The organism is Bradyrhizobium campsiandrae, from assembly GCF_014529705.1.
Classification (GTDB): Bacteria; Pseudomonadota; Alphaproteobacteria; order Rhizobiales; family Xanthobacteraceae; genus Bradyrhizobium; species Bradyrhizobium campsiandrae.
The window spans coordinates 24142-41319 of record NZ_JAANIH010000075.1 but is presented as its reverse complement, the minus strand read 5'-3'; the positions used below and the strand labels follow the sequence as shown (position 1 = coordinate 41319).

General features: G+C 64.9%; 17 protein-coding genes. 6 read left to right on the top strand and 11 right to left on the bottom strand.

Going from position 1 to position 17178, the window contains the following annotated elements:
* Positions 1-640 (top strand): citrate synthase (locus G8O24_RS36210; RefSeq protein ID WP_188107306.1); only part of this gene is annotated, 640 nt, incomplete at its 5' end.
* Between the two features lie 168 nt (positions 641-808).
* Here the strand turns inward: G8O24_RS36210 and G8O24_RS36205 are convergent.
* Complete coding sequence (locus tag G8O24_RS36205; RefSeq protein ID WP_188107305.1) at positions 809-1441, bottom strand: J domain-containing protein; 633 nt, start codon at positions 1439-1441, stop codon at positions 809-811.
* Positions 1442-1598: 157 nt separating this feature from the next.
* Here G8O24_RS36205 and G8O24_RS36200 point away from each other — a divergent pair, with 157 nt between their 5' ends.
* A complete protein-coding gene (locus tag G8O24_RS36200) occupies positions 1599-1874 on the top strand; it encodes a BolA family protein (RefSeq protein WP_244646206.1) in 276 nt (91 codons plus the stop codon).
* A gap of 69 nt (positions 1875-1943) precedes the next feature.
* Here the strand turns inward: G8O24_RS36200 and G8O24_RS36195 are convergent, their stop codons facing one another.
* The 3 genes from G8O24_RS36195 to G8O24_RS36185 all read right to left on the bottom strand — a co-directional run bounded on the left by G8O24_RS36195 (position 1944) and on the right by G8O24_RS36185 (position 5107).
* Positions 1944-3248, bottom strand: coding sequence for an HlyC/CorC family transporter (locus tag G8O24_RS36195; RefSeq protein WP_188107303.1), 1305 nt, complete (start codon positions 3246-3248; stop codon positions 1944-1946).
* A gap of 78 nt (positions 3249-3326) precedes the next feature.
* Positions 3327-4487, bottom strand: coding sequence for a 3-dehydroquinate synthase (gene aroB / locus G8O24_RS36190; RefSeq protein ID WP_188107302.1), 1161 nt, complete (start codon positions 4485-4487; stop codon positions 3327-3329).
* Complete coding sequence (locus G8O24_RS36185; protein WP_188107301.1) at positions 4484-5107, bottom strand: shikimate kinase; 624 nt, start codon at positions 5105-5107, stop codon at positions 4484-4486. The genes aroB and G8O24_RS36185 overlap by 4 nt, the downstream gene beginning before the upstream one ends.
* Before the next feature lie 183 nt (positions 5108-5290).
* Between G8O24_RS36185 and G8O24_RS36180 the strand changes: the two genes are divergently transcribed.
* The 4 genes from G8O24_RS36180 to G8O24_RS36165 all read left to right on the top strand — a co-directional run bounded on the left by G8O24_RS36180 (position 5291) and on the right by G8O24_RS36165 (position 9568).
* Positions 5291-5437, top strand: a complete 147-nt coding sequence (locus G8O24_RS36180; protein ID WP_035669499.1) for a hypothetical protein — start codon at positions 5291-5293, stop codon at positions 5435-5437.
* Between the two features lie 17 nt (positions 5438-5454).
* On the top strand, positions 5455-6423 hold the full coding sequence (gene xerD, locus G8O24_RS36175; RefSeq protein WP_188107300.1) for a site-specific tyrosine recombinase XerD: 969 nt from the start codon (positions 5455-5457) through the stop codon (positions 6421-6423).
* A 188-nt stretch (positions 6424-6611) separates the two neighbouring features.
* On the top strand, positions 6612-7574 hold the full coding sequence (locus G8O24_RS36170; RefSeq protein WP_188107299.1) for an acetyl-CoA carboxylase carboxyltransferase subunit alpha: 963 nt from the start codon (positions 6612-6614) through the stop codon (positions 7572-7574).
* Between the two features lie 452 nt (positions 7575-8026).
* The gene (locus G8O24_RS36165; protein WP_244646204.1) at positions 8027-9568 is read left to right on the top strand and encodes a L,D-transpeptidase family protein; all 1542 of its coding nucleotides are present in this window, start codon (positions 8027-8029) and stop codon (positions 9566-9568) included.
* A gap of 24 nt (positions 9569-9592) precedes the next feature.
* Here the strand turns inward: G8O24_RS36165 and G8O24_RS36160 are convergent, their stop codons facing one another.
* The 7 genes from G8O24_RS36160 to G8O24_RS36130 form a co-directional block, all read right to left on the bottom strand.
* Positions 9593-10288: a branched-chain amino acid ABC transporter ATP-binding protein gene (locus G8O24_RS36160; RefSeq protein WP_188107297.1), complete on the bottom strand. Its 696-nt coding sequence runs from the start codon at positions 10286-10288 to the stop codon at positions 9593-9595.
* Complete coding sequence (locus G8O24_RS36155; RefSeq protein ID WP_188107296.1) at positions 10281-11015, bottom strand: ABC transporter ATP-binding protein; 735 nt, start codon at positions 11013-11015, stop codon at positions 10281-10283. The genes G8O24_RS36160 and G8O24_RS36155 overlap by 8 nt, the downstream gene beginning before the upstream one ends.
* On the bottom strand, positions 11002-12090 hold the full coding sequence (locus G8O24_RS36150; RefSeq protein ID WP_188107295.1) for a branched-chain amino acid ABC transporter permease: 1089 nt from the start codon (positions 12088-12090) through the stop codon (positions 11002-11004). Before G8O24_RS36150 ends, G8O24_RS36155 begins: the two co-directional genes overlap by 14 nt.
* Before the next feature lie 6 nt (positions 12091-12096).
* Positions 12097-13311 carry a substrate-binding protein gene (locus G8O24_RS36145; protein ID WP_188107294.1) on the bottom strand — a complete coding sequence of 405 codons (1215 nt, stop codon included), beginning with the start codon at positions 13309-13311 and terminating at the stop codon, positions 12097-12099.
* A gap of 4 nt (positions 13312-13315) precedes the next feature.
* Entirely contained in the window at positions 13316-14173 is an 858-nt protein-coding gene (locus tag G8O24_RS36140) for a branched-chain amino acid ABC transporter permease (RefSeq protein ID WP_188107293.1), read from the bottom strand.
* 33 nt (positions 14174-14206) lie between these two features.
* Positions 14207-15721 (bottom strand): amidase, encoded by a 1515-nt coding sequence (locus G8O24_RS36135; RefSeq protein ID WP_188107292.1) that lies wholly within the window; start codon positions 15719-15721, stop codon positions 14207-14209.
* Between the two features lie 152 nt (positions 15722-15873).
* Positions 15874-17058, bottom strand: a complete 1185-nt coding sequence (locus G8O24_RS36130; protein ID WP_311972246.1) for a substrate-binding domain-containing protein — start codon at positions 17056-17058, stop codon at positions 15874-15876.
* Positions 17059-17178 lie beyond the last annotated feature (120 nt).

The following is a 17178-nucleotide window of genomic DNA, read 5'->3' as shown; positions in this document are numbered from 1 at the left end:
GCTGCGCATGTTGCAGGGACGTGCGCCTGCCGCGCGCGAGATCACCGCGCTCGATGCCTATCTCGTCACCGCCAGCGACCACGGCATGAACGCCTCGACCTTCACCGCGCGCGTGGTGGCTTCGACCCAGGCCGATCTGTTCGCGGCCGTCACCGCCGGCTATTGCGCACTCACCGGCCCGCTGCATGGTGGCGCACCGGAACCGGTGCTGGAAATGCTGGATGCGATCGGCACGCGCGAACGGATCCAGCCCTGGGTCGATGCGGCGCTGGCGCGCGGCGAGCGGATGATGGGCTTCGGTCACCGCGTCTATCGCGTCCGCGATCCGCGCGCGGATGTGCTCAAGACCGCGGTCGAGGCGCTCGCCTCCAACGGTACTGATCTGCCGTTTGCCGGCGAGGTCGAGGCCTATATCCGTGCAGCCTTGCGCAAGAAGAATCCGGAGCGGCCGCTGGAGACGAATGTGGAGTTCTTCACCGCGATCCTGCTCGATGCGCTGGCGATCCCGCGGCAGGCCTTCACGCCGATCTTTGCGGTGGCCCGCAGCGCCGGCTGGACCGCGCATGCACGCGAGCAGCAGCGGACCGGGCGGTTGATCCGGCCGAGCTCGTCGTATGTTGGGGCGATGCCCAAGGGGTGAGGAAGTCGCGGATGTCACCGCGAGTTCGATATCGTAGGGTGGGCAAAGGCGCCCTTGCGCCGTGCCCACCATCTTTCCTGATCACGAAAAATGCGTGGGCACGCTTCGCTTTGCCCACCCTACGATACTGTTGTCGCGGCGAATGCCGGTACGACAAAGTCGAGAGCCTTACGCCTCCCGCACCACCGTCTTCAGATAATTATACGCCTTGATGATCTCGATCAGGCGATCCTCGGTGGAGCGGTCACCGCCGTTGGCGTCGGGGTGGTGTTGCTTGACCAGCGCCTTGTACTTGCTCTTGACGTCGGCGAGCGTGGAGTTCGGGCCGAGGCCCATGACCTGGAGCGCCTTGCGCTCGGCGTTCATCACCTTGCGCGTCTCGGCCTTGGGCTCGGCCTCGGGGCCCTTCCGCCAGCTGGCGCGTCCGTTGATCTCGGAGAACATGCTGAACGGATCGGACGCCATGTCGATCTCGGCTTCCGCACCCTTCTTGCCACCATTGGCGCCCATCTTCCAGGTCGGGCGATGCCCGGTCAGCGCATCCTTCTGGTAGCGCGCGACGGCCTCGGCGTTCATGCCGGAGAAGAAATTGTAGTTCTGATTGTACTCGCGCACGTGGTCGAGACAGAAGTGCCAGTACTCGCGCTGGTTCTCGCGGCCCTTCGGCGCGCGATGCGCGCCCTTGTTCTGACACCCGGCCCATTCGCAACCGACCACGGTGTCGCGCGGCTTCACTTCGGCCTGCTTGCCCCGCGGCTTCACGCGGATGGAGTCGAAGAACTTTGATGAATCGATCGGCATGGGCTGACTATGACTACGCAATGCAAAAACCTTCAAGTCTTGACATTGCAATTAGCTTGAAACCGGTAGCCGAAGTTTCACTTCGGCGTTTTCAGGACGGCCGCCGGAGGCGGCCTATGGTGTTGACGGAGCGCGATCGCGGACTTTAATGAGACTCATGGTTATGAAAGACACTATCAGCAACAAGTTGCAGGAAGCTTTCACGCCGGAAAGCCTCGAGGTCGTCGACGAGTCACATTTGCATGAGGGCCATACCGGCCATCGGCCGAGCGGCGAGACGCACTTCCGCGTTTATATCGTGTCTGAAGCCTTCAAAGGGAAGAGCCGGGTCGACCGTCACCGCATGATAAATGCGGCGCTATTAGCGGAACTTTCCGGCAGCGTGCACGCCCTGGCGATCCACGCGCAGGCGCCAGGGGAAGGCGGGACGTAAAACACCGCTGTCGTGCCCCGCCTAGTGCGCAAGCGCGCATAAGGCGGGCGAGGACACCCGTTGTGGCGGCTAAAACGACGTCCCGGCCCGCCTCGGCTTTGCCCCTTCCATCTCGGTCTCCCGCGAGACCGGTGAAATACGGAGCGCGGTGATGCGGTTGCGTTCGCGGCGGAGGACGCGGAAGCGGAAGCCGTGGAAGGTAAAGCTCTGGCCGCGATCGGGGATCGAGCGCGCCTCGTGAATGACGAGGCCGGCGACCGTGGTTGCCTCTTCATCAGGCAGCCGCCAGTCCATGGCGCGGTTGAGATCGCGGATCGGCACCGAGCCGTCGACCACGACGGAGCCGTCGGGTTGGGCGCGCACGCCCGCGACGACGACGTCGTGCTCGTCGGAGATGTCGCCGACGATCTCTTCCAGAATGTCTTCCAGCGTCACGAGACCTTCAACTTCACCGTACTCGTCGACCACGAGCGCGAAATGGGTCTTGCGGCGGCGGAATGCTTTGAGCTGCTCGGCGAGCGGCCGCATCTCCGGCACGAACCAGGGCGGCAGCGCGATGGTGGAGACGTCGATGCGCGAGGTATCGCCGTCGGAGGCGCGGATGGCGCGCAGGAGATCCTTGGCGTGGAGCACTCCGATGATGTTTTCCGGCTTCTCGCGCCAGAGCGGAATGCGGGTGTATTCGGTCGCCAACACCTCGCGCACCAGATCGTCCGGCGGCATGTCGGCGTTGATCATCATCATCTCGGTGCGATGGATCATGACGTCGGAGACCTGGAGCTCGCGCAAGTCGAGCAGGCCGCCGAGCATGTCCCGGTCCTGCTTCTCGACCTTGCCCTCGTGATGCAGCAGGTCGACCGCGCCGCGCAAGCGCTCGGTCGGCGACAGGATCGCCTGGTGCTCGCCGGCAAGACCAAAGCCGCGCATCAAGAGCCGCACGATGACCTCCACCACCCGCAGCAGCGGCCCCAGCACGTACATGGTCAGCCGCATCGGGCGCGCGACCGCGAGCGCCATGCGGTCCGGCGCGTTGATGGCGATGGTCTTGGGCAGCACCTCCGCGAAGATCACGACCAGCGCCGTCATCACGCCGGTGGCATAGAGCACGCCGACATCGCCGAACCAGGCGGTGAAGATCGAGGTTGCGAGCGCGGAAGCCGTGATATTGGCGATGTTGTTGCCGAGCAGCAGCGCGCCGATCAGGCGCTCGCGCATGTCGAGCAGTTGCGAGACCACGTCGGCATCGCGATTACCCTGCTTGGAGAGCCTGAGCATGCTGGCGCGCGAGGCGCCGGTCAACGCCGTCTCGCTCGCGGCGAAGAAGCCCGAGACCAGCAGGCAGAAGAGGACGATGGTGAAGCCGAGCCAATCCATGCAGCACTCAACGTTCTTGTCTTGACGCGTTTTCTTGACGCGAACCGGTATCCGCTTCGCTCGAAAACGCTCTTCGTGTCAGGCCTTCACGGCGAGCTTGTCTTTCAGCTTCTCTTGCAGGAAGTCGCGCACCGGGGTCGGCTCGACATCTTTTGCGATGACGGCGCGTCCCACGGCCTCGAGCAGGATGAAGGTGAGCTTGCCGCGCTTGACCTTCTTGTCCTGCGCCATCAGCGCCATCAGCGCGTCGGCATCCGCAAGGCCTTCCTGGGCAAAGCCGGCAATGTCCTGCAAGCGCGTTGGCAAGCCGGCGTCGATCAGATGACGCTCGACGCGGGCCGCATCAGCCTCGCCGATCATGCCGAGCTTTGCGGAGAACTGCGCCGCCAGCGTCATGCCGATGGCGACGCCCTCGCCGTGGAACAGGCGGTCGGAGAAGCCGGTCGCGGCTTCCAGCGCGTGTCCAAAGGTATGGCCGAGATTGAGCAGCGCGCGTTCGCCGGTCTCGCGCTCGTCGCGCGAGACGACACCGGCCTTGGCGCGGCAGGAGGTCGCGATCGCGTGCTCGCGGGCCGAACCACCCCTAAAGATGTCGGCGTGGTTCTTCTCCAGCCAGGTGAAGAAGGCCTCGTCGCCGAGCACGCCATATTTGGCGACCTCGGCATAGCCGGCGCGGAACTGGCGCGGCGACAGCGTATCGAGCACCGCCGTGTCGGCGATGACGAGCACCGGCTGATGGAACGCGCCGAGCAGGTTCTTGCCCTGCGGCGAGTTGATGCCGGTCTTGCCGCCAACGGATGAATCGACCTGCGCCAGCAGCGAGGTCGGCACCTGCACGAAATCGACGCCGCGGCGCAGGATCGCCGCGGCAAAGCCGGCGAGATCGCCGACCACGCCGCCGCCGAGCGCGATGACGAGATCGTTGCGCTCGATCTTCGCGGCGATCAGGGCTTCGCTGACCTTTTCGAGGCCGGCATAGGTCTTGGAGATCTCGCCTTCCTCGACGACGACGCGCGAGGTCGGAATGCCGGCGGCTGCGAGCGAAGCTTCCGCCGGCTCGAGCCAATATTTTGCGACGGTGCGGTCGGTCACGATGGCGGTGCGCACGCCGGGGCGCAACGCCGCGACCCGCGCACCGAGCGAAGACAGCACGCCGCGGCCGATGACGATGTCGTAGGCGCGATTCTCCAACGCGACGCCGACGTTGACCGGGTCAGAATGTTTCAAAGGCGCAGTCATCGTACGGCACTCGCGACGTCGGCAGGTGGTTGGGCGGTCTGTTGACCGCAGAGATGGGCATGCAGCGTCTCGATGCACTCCTCGACGATTCGGTCATGCGGCACGTCGCGCGAGGCGATGGTGAGGTCGGCATGGCCATAGATCGGCTCGCGCTCGGTGAGCAGGCGTGTCACGGTCCCTTCGGGATCGGCGGTCTGGAGCAGTGGCCGGTCGGCGCGGCGGCGCACCCGGCGCATGATGACGTCATGGTCCGCCTTGAGCCAGATCGAGATCGCCTTGGCCGCGATGCGCGTGCGCGTCTCCTCGCGCATGAAGGCGCCGCCGCCGGTCGCCAGCACCACCGGCCCACCGTCCAGCAGCCGCGCGATCACCCGCGCCTCGCCATCGCGGAAATGCGGCTCGCCGTGGCGCTCGAAAATCTCCGGTATGGTCATGCCGGCCGCAGCCTCGATCTCGGTGTCGGCATCGACAAAAGTCAGCTTGAGCCGCGCCGCCAGGCGGCGACCGATGGTCGATTTGCCGACGCCCATCATGCCGACCAGCACGATCGAACGCGTTCCCAGCGCCGACAGGATGTCGGCCTCGAGGCTCGGTTGTGCTGGCAGCGCGGCGTCGGACATCATTTCGCTCGATTGGATCTCGCTCAAACTGCCGCCAAAGGCGGCATCCCGGCCACCTATACGACCCCCTCGGGGCCCTCGCCAGAGGACTCTTGCCACGAAACGGCGAACATGTTGGATGATTTCATTGGTTAATTTGCCTGTTCAAGACCCGTATCAAGACCCTCCTCGAGACCTTGCCCGATGCCCAGCCTGTTCCGCTTCCTGACGGTCGTCGCCGTGATCGCCGGCATCGTCTATGGCGTGGTGTTCGCGCTGGCCAACTTCGTCAATCCGAAGCCGCGAGAAATGACGGTGACGATCCCGCCGGATAAGTTTCTCAAGAAATAGGAGCTAGCCTGAAGGGCATGCGCAGATCCTCCGCCAGCAAGCCCTCCGACGCCAAGCTCACCGGCCTGTTCCTCGACATGCTCGCGGCGGAACAGGGCGCCGGCGCCAACACGCTCGATGCCTACAGGCGCGACCTCACCGACTTTTCCGAGTTTCTCGGCCGTACCGGCCACAGCTTTGTGGACGCGGAGACGCAGATCCTGCGCGACTATCTCGGCGACCTCGATGCGCGCGGCTTCAAATCCTCCAGCGTCGCGCGGCGGCTGTCGGCGATGCGGCACCTGTTCCGCTTCCTGCTGAACGAGCGCATCCGGAGCGAAGATCCTGCGGCGATCCTGTCGGGCCCCAAGCGCGGCCGCGGCCTGCCGAAAGTGCTGTCGATCTCGGATGTCGATCGCATGCTCCGCCGCGCCAAGGAGATGAGCGAGGCGGCGGACGCTTCGCCGTCGCAGCGGCTGCGGGCGTTGCGGCTCTACTGCCTGCTCGAGGTGCTCTACGCCACGGGCCTGCGCGTCTCCGAGCTGGTGTCGCTGCCGCGCTCGGCGGCCAAGCGCGACGCCCGCATGATCGTGGTGCGCGGCAAGGGCGACAAGGAACGGCTGGTGCCGCTCAACGAGGCCTCGCGGCAGGCGATGGCGGATTATCTTGCCGCGACCGAAGCTGTGAAAGGCGAGAAGAAGGGCAGCCGCGCCGCCTCGAAATGGCTGTTTCCCTCCTTCGGCGAGAGCGGGCACCTGACGCGGCAGCATTTTGCCCGCGACCTCAAGGAGCTCGCGGTCGCCTCGGGGCTGCAGGCCCGGCTGGTTTCGCCGCACGTGCTGCGCCACGCCTTTGCCAGCCACCTCCTGCACAATGGCGCCGATTTGCGCATCGTGCAGACCCTGCTCGGCCACACCGACATCTCGACCACGCAGATCTACACCCATGTGGTCGAGGAGCGGCTGAAGAGCCTGGTGCGCGACCTGCATCCCCTGGCGGAGAAGTAGCCGCCGCCGCGCGGCGGCGGCCGAAACCGCCTTGACTTCGGCCACATCTCCGCAGAAAGAGCCGTGGCCTTATCCTTGATTTGGCGCGCTGCCGAGAGCGCACAGGTCAACCCTTTGAAGAAGCTAAACTTCTTTGCCTGAAGCCAACCTCGCTTCGCCTCGTCGTCCCGTCCCCCTATATTGAAACGATGCCAGACCAGATGCGCAGCTATCTCGACTTCGAAAAGCCCGTCGCCGAGCTCGATTCCAAGGTCGACGAGCTCAGGACGCTGGCGGCTTCCGGCGCCGACATCACGGATGAGATCGGGCGGATCGAGGACAAGGCCGCGCAGGCGCTGGCCGACCTCTATGCCAACCTGACGCCGTGGCAGAAGACGCTGGTGGCGCGGCATCCGCAGCGGCCGCATTTCAACGACTTCATCAAGGGCCTGATCACCGAATTCACCCCGCTCGCCGGCGACCGCAAGTTCGGCGAGGACGAGGCGCTGGTCGCCGGCTTCGGCCGCTTCCGCGGCGAGGCCATCTGCGTGATGGGCCAGGAAAAGGGCGATTCCACCGAGAGCCGCATCAAGCACAATTTTGGCATGGCGAGGCCGGAAGGTTACCGCAAATGCGTGCGGTTGATGGAGATGGCCGAACGGTTCGGCCTTCCCGTGCTCTCGCTGGCCGATTCCGCCGGCGCCTATCCCGGCATCGGTGCCGAGGAGCGGGGACAAGCCGAAGCGATCGCACGCTCGACCGATGCCTGCATGGCCCTGACCGTGCCGAACGTCGCCATCATCACCGGCGAGGGCATGTCCGGCGGCGCCATCGCCATCACCACCGCCAACAAGGTGTTGATGCTGGAGCACGCGATCTATAGCGTGATCTCGCCGGAGGCGGCGTCCTCCATCCTCTGGCGCGACGGCTCCAAGGCGCAGGAAGCCGCCAACAACATGAAGATCACCGCCCAGGACATGCTCCGCTTCGGGGTGATCGACGCCATCCTGAAGGAGCCGGTCGGCGGCGCCCATCGCGACCCCGCCGCCATGATCGCCACCACTGGCGAGGCCATCGCCAAGGCCTTCGACGAGCTCCGCGGCCTGGACGGCGAGGCCATCCGCAAGCAGCGCCGGCAGAAATTCCTGGATATCGGCCGGAAACTGGGGTGATTCGGGGAGATTTGGGTGCGTAGGGTGGGTTAGCCGAAGGCGTAACCCACCACCGCCACCACCGTTGGTCTCCGCAGAGCCAGAAGAGGTGGGTTACGCCCCGCGACCTGCGCTTCGCACAGTCGCAAGGCTAACCCACCCTACGGCACCTCCGCCGGAGCCCGGTAACCCCGCATTAACCGTTTTTTTGCCCAAATCGGCGATCTCATTACGGGTTCGGCTGCAAAGTCCAAGTTCCGGCCAGTTTTAAGTCTCTGTTGACCACGCCGCCGCGCCAACGGGCTCGTGATGTCAGGTCGGGTTGCGACCGGAAGGTGCGGAGGTTAGAATTTTAATCAATGGCTTCAGGGCATAAGCGCTGGGGCTTGGTCTGAAAGAGGTCCGGTTCTCCGGTCAGGCCAAGCTTCACATCAGGGGTTCGCGCTTCCGCCCGGCACGTTGTGGGGTCCATCTTGAATTTTCGTTCGCTTGCTCGCGCGCTCTTGGCTTCGGTTGCGCTGGCCGCCAGCATTGTGCTCGCCGGCTGTGACACCGATCAGGTGTCGCTGGCGACCAATGCCAAGGCCAACCAGCCGGTCCCGCCGAAACTCGTCGCCGCGATGGGCGAGAAGGACATGGATCTGCAATCTCCGATCCTGATCCGCCTGTTCAAGCAGGAAGCCGAGCTCGAGATCTGGAAGCAGACCCGATCGGGCCAGTTCGCGCTGCTCAAGACCTATCCGATCTGCCGCTGGTCGGGCGATCTCGGACCGAAGGTGCGCGAAGGCGACCGCCAGGCGCCGGAGGGATTCTACTCGATCAATCCGAGCCAGATGAATCCGCAGTCGGCCTATTACCTCTCGTTCAACACCGGCTTCCCCAATGCGTTCGACAAGGCGCTGGGCCGCACCGGCTCGCAGCTCATGGTGCATGGCGACTGCTCGTCGCGCGGCTGCTACGCCATGACCGACGAGCAGATCGCGGAGATCTATTCGCTCGGTCGCGAGTCCTTCTTCGGCGGCCAGAAGGCGTTCCAGTTCCAGGCCTATCCTTTCCGGATGACGCCGGTGAACATGGCCAAGCACCGCAACAATCCGAACATGGCCTTCTGGAAGATGATCAAGGAAGGCTATGATCATTTTGAGGTGACGCGGCAGGAGCCGAAGGTCGATTTCTGCGAGAAGAAATACGTGTTCGACGCGGCCCGCGCGCCCGACGCCAAGCGCGATCCCGTGTTCGACGCCTCCGCCAAGTGCCCGGCCTATATCGTCCCCGAGGACATCGCCAGCGCCGTGCGCGAGAAGCAGCAGCGCGACGAGGCCGAGTACGCCAAGCTCGTTGCCAAGGGCACGCCGGTGGCGCGCATGAACACCGGCATCGACGGCGGCATGAACAAGATCTTCGCCGCCAAGATCCCGGAAGGTTCGACCGGTCTGTCGGAAGGCGCCGAAGGCAACACGCTGCAGATGCTGGCGATGTCGAAGGCACCGGGCACGATCCCCGGCACCGTCAACCCGCCGAAGCCGAATCTCGAGCCGGTCGCCGCCACGCCGCAGGAAGAGCCGGTTGTCGCCGTCAGCGCGCCCGCCACCAACACCCGCGTCGCCTCGGCTGCAGCACCGGAGAAGTCCGGCGGCTTCTTCTCCAATCTCGGCCGCAAGATGGGCCTGAGCACGGCAGACACGACGGCGACCACGACGCCGCCGCAAGCCACCGCATCGGTGAACCCGGCCCCTGCAACCACGACGCCGCCGACCGCGGCCTCCAGGCTGAAGGCTGCGGTGACGCGGTTCGTGCCCGGTCACGACAAGTCCAAGGACACCCCCGTCGCGGCTGCCAAGCCCGCGGAGCCGGCCAAGCCCGCCGAGACCAAGATGGCTGCCACGCGGCCTGCGCTGAAGCCGTCGGTGAACGATGGCGGCGGTGATGCGATGAGCAGCGGCGGCCAGCTCGCCGGCGCCGCACCAGTGGTGTCGTCGAACTCGTTCGACAGCCGCTTTGGCGCGGTGAAGTAGGCGCGCATTTTCGCGCGCGAATAGCTACGGCGCCAGATACCGCATCAGCTCGGGATTGCTCCTCACCTCGCCAGCCGCGCCTTGCAGCGCCACTCTCCCGCGATCCAGCACATAGGCGTAGTCGGCGACGCGCAGCGCCAAATCGAGGTGCTGCTCGACGATGATCACGGCGATGCTCTTGGCAAGCTCGATCAGGCGCTCGGTGATCTCCTCGATCACGCCGATCCAGACGCCTTCGGTCGGCTCGTCGAGCAGCAATAGCTTGGGATCACCCAGCATGGCGCGGCCGATGGCGAGCATCTTGCGCTCGCCGCCGGAGAGCGTGCCGGCGGGCTGGTCGAGGCGCTGGCCGAGCTTGGGGAAGATGGCGAGCACGCGATCGACCGCGCTGGCATCCTTGTTGAAGAGCGAGCCGACCGCGAGATTGTCGCGCACCGACAGGCGCGCGAACACCGAATGCTCCTGCGGCACGTAGCCGATGCCGGCGCGGACGCGCTCCTCGGGCCGGCGGCGGCTGATGTCGCGGCCATCGAAGCCGACCTCGCCCTTCCACGCCGGCAATTCGCCGACGATGGTCTTCATCAGCGTGGTCTTGCCGGCGCCGTTGCGCCCGAGCACGGCGACACCGCCACGCCAGGGGATGCCGAGGTTGACGTCGAACAGGACCTGGCTGCGGCCATAGCCGGCGTCGAGATGCTTGATGTCCAAAAATTCAGGCACGGCGCAGATAGATCTCCTGAACGGATGGGTTGGCCTGGATCTCGGGCACGGTGCCCGACGCCAGCACCTTGCCCTGGTCGAGCACGGTCAGGCGATCGCAGATGTCGCGAATGAAATCGAGGTCGTGCTCGACGATGACGAGCGAGCAATGCTGCTTGATCGGCTGCAGCAATTCGCCGGTGACGCGGCGCTCCTCAAGACTCATTCCGCCGGTCGGCTCGTCGAGCAGCAGAAGCTTCGGCTTGCCGGCGAGCGCCATCGCGATCTCCAGCCATTGCTGCTGGCCGTGCGAGAGCGCGGCCGCCGCGTCGAAGGCGCGGTCGGCGAGGCGGAACTGCGTCAGCATGGTCATGACCTGATCGTGCAGCGCGCCCCGCGTGCGCGAGAACACGAGGTCGAGCAGCGAGGATTGCGCCTGCAACGCCAGCAGGATGTTGTCGTACAGCGTCAGCGACGGCAGCACCGAGGTGATCTGAAACTTCAGGCTCATGCCGGCGCGCGCCCGCTCGGTCGGCGTGAACGCGGTGATGTCGGTGTTGACGAAGCTCACCTTGCCCTGCGTCGGCACTTCGGCGCCGGCGATGCACTTCATCAGCGTGCTCTTGCCGGAGCCGTTGGGCCCGATCAGGCCGTGAAACTCGTTCTCGCCGACGGTGAGCGCGGCGCCATCGAGCGCGGTGAGCTTGCCGAAGATCTTCGAGATACCCGCGGCTTCAAGGAGCGGCATTGCGCTTCTCCTTGGCGCCGAAGCTGCCGACCCGCTCGCGCTCGCCCAGCACAAAGCTGATCAGGCCGAGCGGCCGGAACAGGATCACCAGCAGCAGCAATAATCCGAGAATGATCGGCCAGATGTCGCGGTAATTGTCCGAGAGCCAGAAGCTGACGCCCTCGACGATCACGGTGCCGATCACGGCGCCGATCAGCGTGCCGGAGCCGCCGAACAACACATAGAGCACGACCTGCGTCGAGACCACGACGCCGACCATGTTGGGCCAGACGAAGCCTTCGTGGAAGGCATAGAGGCTGCCGGCGAGCCCGGCGATGGCGCCGCCGATTGCGAAGATGATCGCTTTCAGGTGCTGCGCCTTGTAGCCGAAGAAGGCGATGCGCTGCTCGTTCTCGCGCAGACCTGCGAGCGCCAGGCCAAACTGCGAGCGCACCAGGAAGCGGCAGAGCAGGTAGACGACGACGAGGATGCCGAGCACCAGATAATAGAACGCCGGCCCTTCCGAGAATTCGTAAGCACCTGCTGTCATCGGCGCGATCGAGGGAATGCCGTTCTGGCCGCCGAGATAATACCAGCCGCGGGCGAGCCGATCGGCGGCGTAGGAGCCCGTGAGCGTGCCGAGCGACACGAAGATCACGCTGGAGGGATGCCGGCCCAGCAACAGGAAGCCGCCGAGCAGCAGCGCGAAGGTGAGGCCGATCAGCGTGCCCGCGGGCAGCACCAGGAAGATGTTGGTGATGTCGAAGTCGCGCGCGAGCAGTGCCACGCCATAGCCGGCCGAGCCGAAGAACAGGGCTTGGCCAAAGCTCATGATGCCGGCATAGCCCCAGACGAGGTCGAACGACAGCGCGAACAGCGCAAGGATGATCACGCGTGTTGCGAACACGGTGAGATAGTCCTGCAGCAGCAGCGGCGCGACCAGCGCGGCGACCAGCACCACGCCCTCCACGATCGGCAGGATCTTTCGGCCCGCGACAGCCTGGGCCGTCGCGACGCGTTCAGCCATTGCGAGGTCCGTCCCCCCGCCGATTTCGGCGGGGATCGCCTGTTTCACTGCACCCATCGACTTCGGCATTTGACCTTAGCATTCCTTGGGATCGACGAGGCCGTCGCTGCGGCCGACGATCTCATAGTTCCCGCCCTTGGCAACCGCGGTGTACATCTTCATCTTGCAGTGCCGCTTGCCCGGCACCATCTCGGCCGGTCCGCCTGGACCTTCCGCGATCTTGGCGTGGTCGAGCGCGGCCGCGACCGATTCACGGTCGATCTTGCCGGCTTCCTTGACCGCGGCTTCCCACAGTTTGAGGCCGCGATAGGTGCCGGTCGCCGCGCTGCCGGCAGCGAACAGGAAATTGCCCGGAAAATCCTTCTCATAGGCCGCCTGGATCTTGGCGTCGAACGGGTTCTCCTTGGTCAGCACCTTGAAATAGTCGAGGCAGCTCGCAAGGCCCTCGATCTCATTCGCCTGATTGATGTTGAGCGTGTTCTCGTCATAGTAGACGCAGGCCAGACGCCCCCCGTTCTTGAGGAAGCCGGCTTCATAGAGCTGCTTGAAGAACGGACCCACGCCCGGCGGGATGACGGTGTTGAAGACGACGTCGACCTTGTTGGAGATGATACGGTTGACGGTCGAGGAGAAGTCGATCTGGTCGAGCGGGTAATATTCCTCGAACACGACCTCGCCGCCGTTTGATTCGATCACCTTGCGGGCATAGACGTTGAGCGTGTGCGGCCAGACGTAATTGGCGCTCGGCAGCGCGAACTTCTTGCCGCCGTTCTTGATCAGCCAGGGAATGAACTCGTCGCATTGCTGCGCCGGCGTCGGGCCGGTGCAGAACAGATAGGGCGTGCACTCCTTGCCCTCGTAGAGCTGCGGATAGATGTAGAGCGTCTTGCCGCGCGCGACGATCGGGTCCTTGATCGCGTTGCGCATCGACGAGGTGATGCCGCCCAGCACCATGTCGACCTTGTCGCGCTGGATCAGCTTGCGCACGTTGCCGACAGCCACCGATTCGTTCGAGGCGGTGTCCTCGATGTAGAGCTCGAGCGGACGGCCGAGCAGGCCGCCCGACGTGTTGATCTCCTTGATCACCATCTTGGCGACGTTGGCGTCGGCATTGCCGGCATAGGCGATCGGACCGGTGAGGTCGGTCGCGATGCCGACCTTGATCGGGGCTTCGGCTGCGTTGGCCCAGGGCGCCGGGATCACCCAGCTGCCGACGCCGGTGGCGACTGCACCGGAGGCGAAGGCGAAATTGGACAGAAAGCGGCGACGCGAAAGTTCACGATCGAACATATGACTAAACCCCTTTTCCAGCGATGAGGCCCTGCGGCCGGAATTTGATGAAGGCAATGGCGAGAACGAAGACGAGGACATCGGCGACCACGGGTGCCATCACCCACGGCAGCGCCGCGCTGAGCGTGCCGATCACGCCGGCGCCGGCGACGGGGCCGATGAAGGAGCCGACACCGCCGACCATGACGGCGACAAAGCCCTGGATCAGGAAGCGGATGCCGAGATCGGCATAGAGGCTGAACACCGGCACGATCAACGCGCCGGCGAGGCCGGCGAGCGCCGACCCGAAGGCAAAGGTGGCGCCGTACATCAAAGGCGTCGAGATGCCGGAGGCACGCGCCAGCGACGGGTTCTCCAGCGTGGCGCGCATGCGCAGGCCGAAGCTCGTGCGCGACAGCAGGAGGTAGCAGCCGCCCATCACCAGGATCGTGATGACGATGATGGTGAAGCGCCAGGCCGAGATATGCATGGTGCCGATGTCGATCGAGCCGCCAATCGGTTCGGGCACAGTGAGATAGAAGCCGCCGATCAGCCCGCGCACGGCTTCGCGGATGATGAGGCCAAGCGCGTAGGTGCCGAGCATGGCGACGATCGGCGCGGCGTAGAAGCGCCTGATAATCAGCGCCTCCAGCACGAAGCCGAGCGCGCCGACCAGGAAGGGCGCGGCAACCATGCCGACCCAGATCGGCAGGCCCTTGGCGTAGGCGAGATAGGTGATGTAGGCCCCGAGCAGGACGAACTCGCCCTGCGCGAAGTTGAAGATGCCCATCATGCTGGCGATGATCCCGAGCCCCAGCACGATCAGGACGATGATCGCGCCAAAGCTCAGGATCTCGAACGCCGCGACGAACGCGTTAGCCATAGGATGAGACCTATCTCGCCGGCATCCGGATCCTCACATTTTCTTCCAGTCGCCGATCTGCTCGAAGGCATGCGCGGCGCGGTAGATGGTGGATTCCTCGAACATGCGGCCGGCCAGCATCAGGCCGACCGGCAGGCCGTCGACCATGCCGCAGGGCAATGACATCGCGGGATGATGGGTGATGTCGAACGGCGCGGTGTTGGAGATCATCTCCAACGCGCGGGCGACGTAATCCTCGCGGCTGGCATTGGGCTCCGGCAGCTTGGTCGCCTTCATCGGCGTGGTCGGCATCAGCAGCAGGTCGTAATCCTTGAATGCCTTGTCGTAGGCCGCCGTCAGCCGGCGCGAGATGTTCAGCGCCTTGCCGTAGAAGCGTGGGCCGAAATTATTGTTGATGTAGGTGCCGAGCAGCATGAACAACTTCGTGGTCTCGGACAGCGAGTCGGCCTGCCGCCGCCAGCCGCGGTGGAAGTCCATCAGGGACGTCGAATAGAGATCGCCGCGGCTGAGCCCGTAGCCGTCGCCGAACATCATGGTCTGGGTCAGGCCTTCGGTGCCGATGGGGGTCCAGATCGCGCCGCCCAGGAGGTGCATCGGGATCGACACCGTTTCGACGCTGGCGCCGAGATCCTTGAAGCGTTTCGCCGCTTCGCGCACGCTTTCGTTCACCGCGGCCTCTGCGCCCGGCTGCTCGAAGCCTTCCTTGACGATACCGATCTTCATGCCCTTGACGCCCTGGCCGAGCGCCTTGGTGTATTCCTCGACCTTCGGCGCCTTGATGCGCGGATCGTAGCCGTCGTCGCCGGCGAGCACTTCGAGCAGCAGCGCGTTGTCGGCGACCGTCGCGGTCATCGGGCCGGTATGATCGACATAGATCTCGATCGGCATGATCCCGGTATAGGGCACGAGGCCCCAGGTCGGCTTCATGCCGTAGATGCCACAGAACGAGGACGGCATGCGGATCGAGCCGCCTTGATCGCCGCCGATCGCCATGTCGACCTCACCGAGCGCAACCACGACGCCCGAACCCGACGACGAGCCGCCGGCGGAGTAGCCCATCTTGTGCGGATTATGCACCGGGCCGTAGGAGCCGGTGTGGCTGCCGCCAGACAGGCAGAAGTGCTCGCAATGCACCTTGCCCTTGATCTCGGCGCCCGCATCCAGCATGCGCGTGACGATGGTGGCGTCGAAATCGGGCACATAGCCTTCCAGCGTCGACGAGCCGTTGGTCATGGGCACGCCGGCCAGCATGATGTTGTCCTTCAGGGCCACCGTCTTGCCCTTGAGCTTGCCGCTGGCGGCACCCTTCACGGTCGACTTGCGGTACCAGGCGTTGCGAGGGTTCTCCTCCGCCGACGGCCGGTAGCCCGGCGTGCGCGGGTATTTCACCTCGGGCACCTCGTCGGGCATGGCGGCCACGAGATTGTAGGCTTCGATCGAGCCCTGCATCAGGCCGCGGAACGAGGCGACGTCATCGTCGGTGAGCGAAAGGCCGCACTGCTCGGCGACACTGCGAAGCTGGGCTGGCGTGGGAAGGACAACTGTCACGGCGCTCTCCTGAAATTTCCTAGAACGAAGATGGGCGTGGCCGCCCCGGCGCGACACACGCACCGGCGAGCTCGCCGAAACATTCAAAACGGAAATATTTTCCTTTTCAAGTATTATTTTGCAAAAGGCCTCCCGCCGGATTGCCGCGCGGGTCAGATCGGCTTGATCAGCTTGAAGTCGAGACCATCGGCCTCGGCGAGATGCATCGGCATCCGCGCGCGTCCATCGCGAACGATGACCGTTCCGCGCGCGCCGCTGTAGACAATGTTGCGGCCGGCTTTGAGCATCGGTCCCATCGCCAATGACCCGGCCTTGTTGGCGACCGCTTCGAGAAAGCGCATGCCTTCATAGCCGGACTGCCCGACCGAGCCGATCGGCGGCGCATTCGGGCCGAACATCGCGCGATAGCGGCTCTGGAAATCGTCATTGGCGCGCGCCCCGGTGCCGGTGAAATAGCCGGAGGCGCAGAACATGTTCTCGCTGTTGTCGGCGCCGATGCCGAGCAGTACGGTGTCGTCCATGGCGCCGGCAAGCCGCAGCGTGGTGGCGCCCAGGCCAGACTCGCCAAAGGCGCGGTTGAAGGTGCTGCTGTCGGTGCCGATCAGCGAGATCAGCACCACGTCCGGCCGCGCGGCGCGGATGCGTGCCAGATGCGGCTCGTGATTGTCTTCGCCGAGGGGAACGAACTCCTCGCCGACGACATGGCCGCCGGTTTCCTTGATGTAATTCTTCACCGCACGGTGGGACTGCCAGGGCCAGACGTAATCGCTGCCGATCAGGTACCAGCGCTGGGCCTTCTTGACGTCGGCAAGCCAGTGGATCGACGGCCGGCTCTGCCAGCGCGGAGTCTCGCCGATCGCCATCACGCCCGGCGTGCGCTCGCCGCCCTCATAGACTGGCGTGTAGATATAGGGAATGCGATGACGCGTGGTGACGTCGCGCAAGGCGACGCGGACCGCGCTGGTGTGCAGGCCGACGATGAGATCGAGCTCGTCGAAGGCGATGGCCTGCTCGGCGCGGTTCAGCACCTCGTCCAGCGGACCGCCGGCGTCGTAGACGGAAAACTCGACCTCGCGGCCGAGAATGCCGCCGCGCTTGTTGATCTCGGCGACCGCGAGCTGTGCGCTGTTGGTGGCGCAGGGCCCCCAGATCCCAGGGGAGCCAGTGCAGCAGATGAAGCCGCCGACGCGCAGCTTGTTCGGGCCGCGCCGCTTGAACAGGGCGTGATCGTTCGGCGCCAGCGCGCCGTCAGCCGTCGGTGACGACAGATTCCTGAACAGCAAGGACGGCGGCAACGCCGGACCGCCGTGAGCCGGGAAGTTTACCGTCGCGCGCACGCCGACTCCTGTCTGGCTCCAGACCTGTAAGCACATTGAGCAGGCGGCCGCGGCATCCGCCCTTTTGTTGGGCAATCATCCTATTTTGAAAATATTGAATATTCAACAATTGAAGTGCAT

What these genes read in the sequence shown, in the direction of transcription:
- G8O24_RS36205 (WP_188107305.1), bottom strand. Translation starts at nt 1,441, where the DNA reads ATGCCGATCGATTCATCAAAGTTCTTCGACTCCATCCGCGTGAAGCCG.
- G8O24_RS36200 (WP_244646206.1), top strand. Translation starts at nt 1,599, where the DNA reads ATGGTTATGAAAGACACTATCAGCAACAAGTTGCAGGAAGCTTTCACG.
- G8O24_RS36195 (WP_188107303.1), bottom strand. Translation starts at nt 3,248, where the DNA reads ATGGATTGGCTCGGCTTCACCATCGTCCTCTTCTGCCTGCTGGTCTCG.
- aroB (WP_188107302.1), bottom strand. Translation starts at nt 4,487, where the DNA reads ATGACTGCGCCTTTGAAACATTCTGACCCGGTCAACGTCGGCGTCGCG.
- G8O24_RS36185 (WP_188107301.1), bottom strand. Translation starts at nt 5,107, where the DNA reads ATGTCCGACGCCGCGCTGCCAGCACAACCGAGCCTCGAGGCCGACATC.
- G8O24_RS36180 (WP_035669499.1), top strand. Translation starts at nt 5,291, where the DNA reads ATGCCCAGCCTGTTCCGCTTCCTGACGGTCGTCGCCGTGATCGCCGGC.
- xerD (WP_188107300.1), top strand. Translation starts at nt 5,455, where the DNA reads ATGCGCAGATCCTCCGCCAGCAAGCCCTCCGACGCCAAGCTCACCGGC.
- G8O24_RS36170 (WP_188107299.1), top strand. Translation starts at nt 6,612, where the DNA reads ATGCCAGACCAGATGCGCAGCTATCTCGACTTCGAAAAGCCCGTCGCC.
- G8O24_RS36155 (WP_188107296.1), bottom strand. Translation starts at nt 11,015, where the DNA reads ATGCCGCTCCTTGAAGCCGCGGGTATCTCGAAGATCTTCGGCAAGCTC.
- G8O24_RS36150 (WP_188107295.1), bottom strand. Translation starts at nt 12,090, where the DNA reads ATGCCGAAGTCGATGGGTGCAGTGAAACAGGCGATCCCCGCCGAAATC.
- G8O24_RS36145 (WP_188107294.1), bottom strand. Translation starts at nt 13,311, where the DNA reads ATGTTCGATCGTGAACTTTCGCGTCGCCGCTTTCTGTCCAATTTCGCC.
- G8O24_RS36140 (WP_188107293.1), bottom strand. Translation starts at nt 14,173, where the DNA reads ATGGCTAACGCGTTCGTCGCGGCGTTCGAGATCCTGAGCTTTGGCGCG.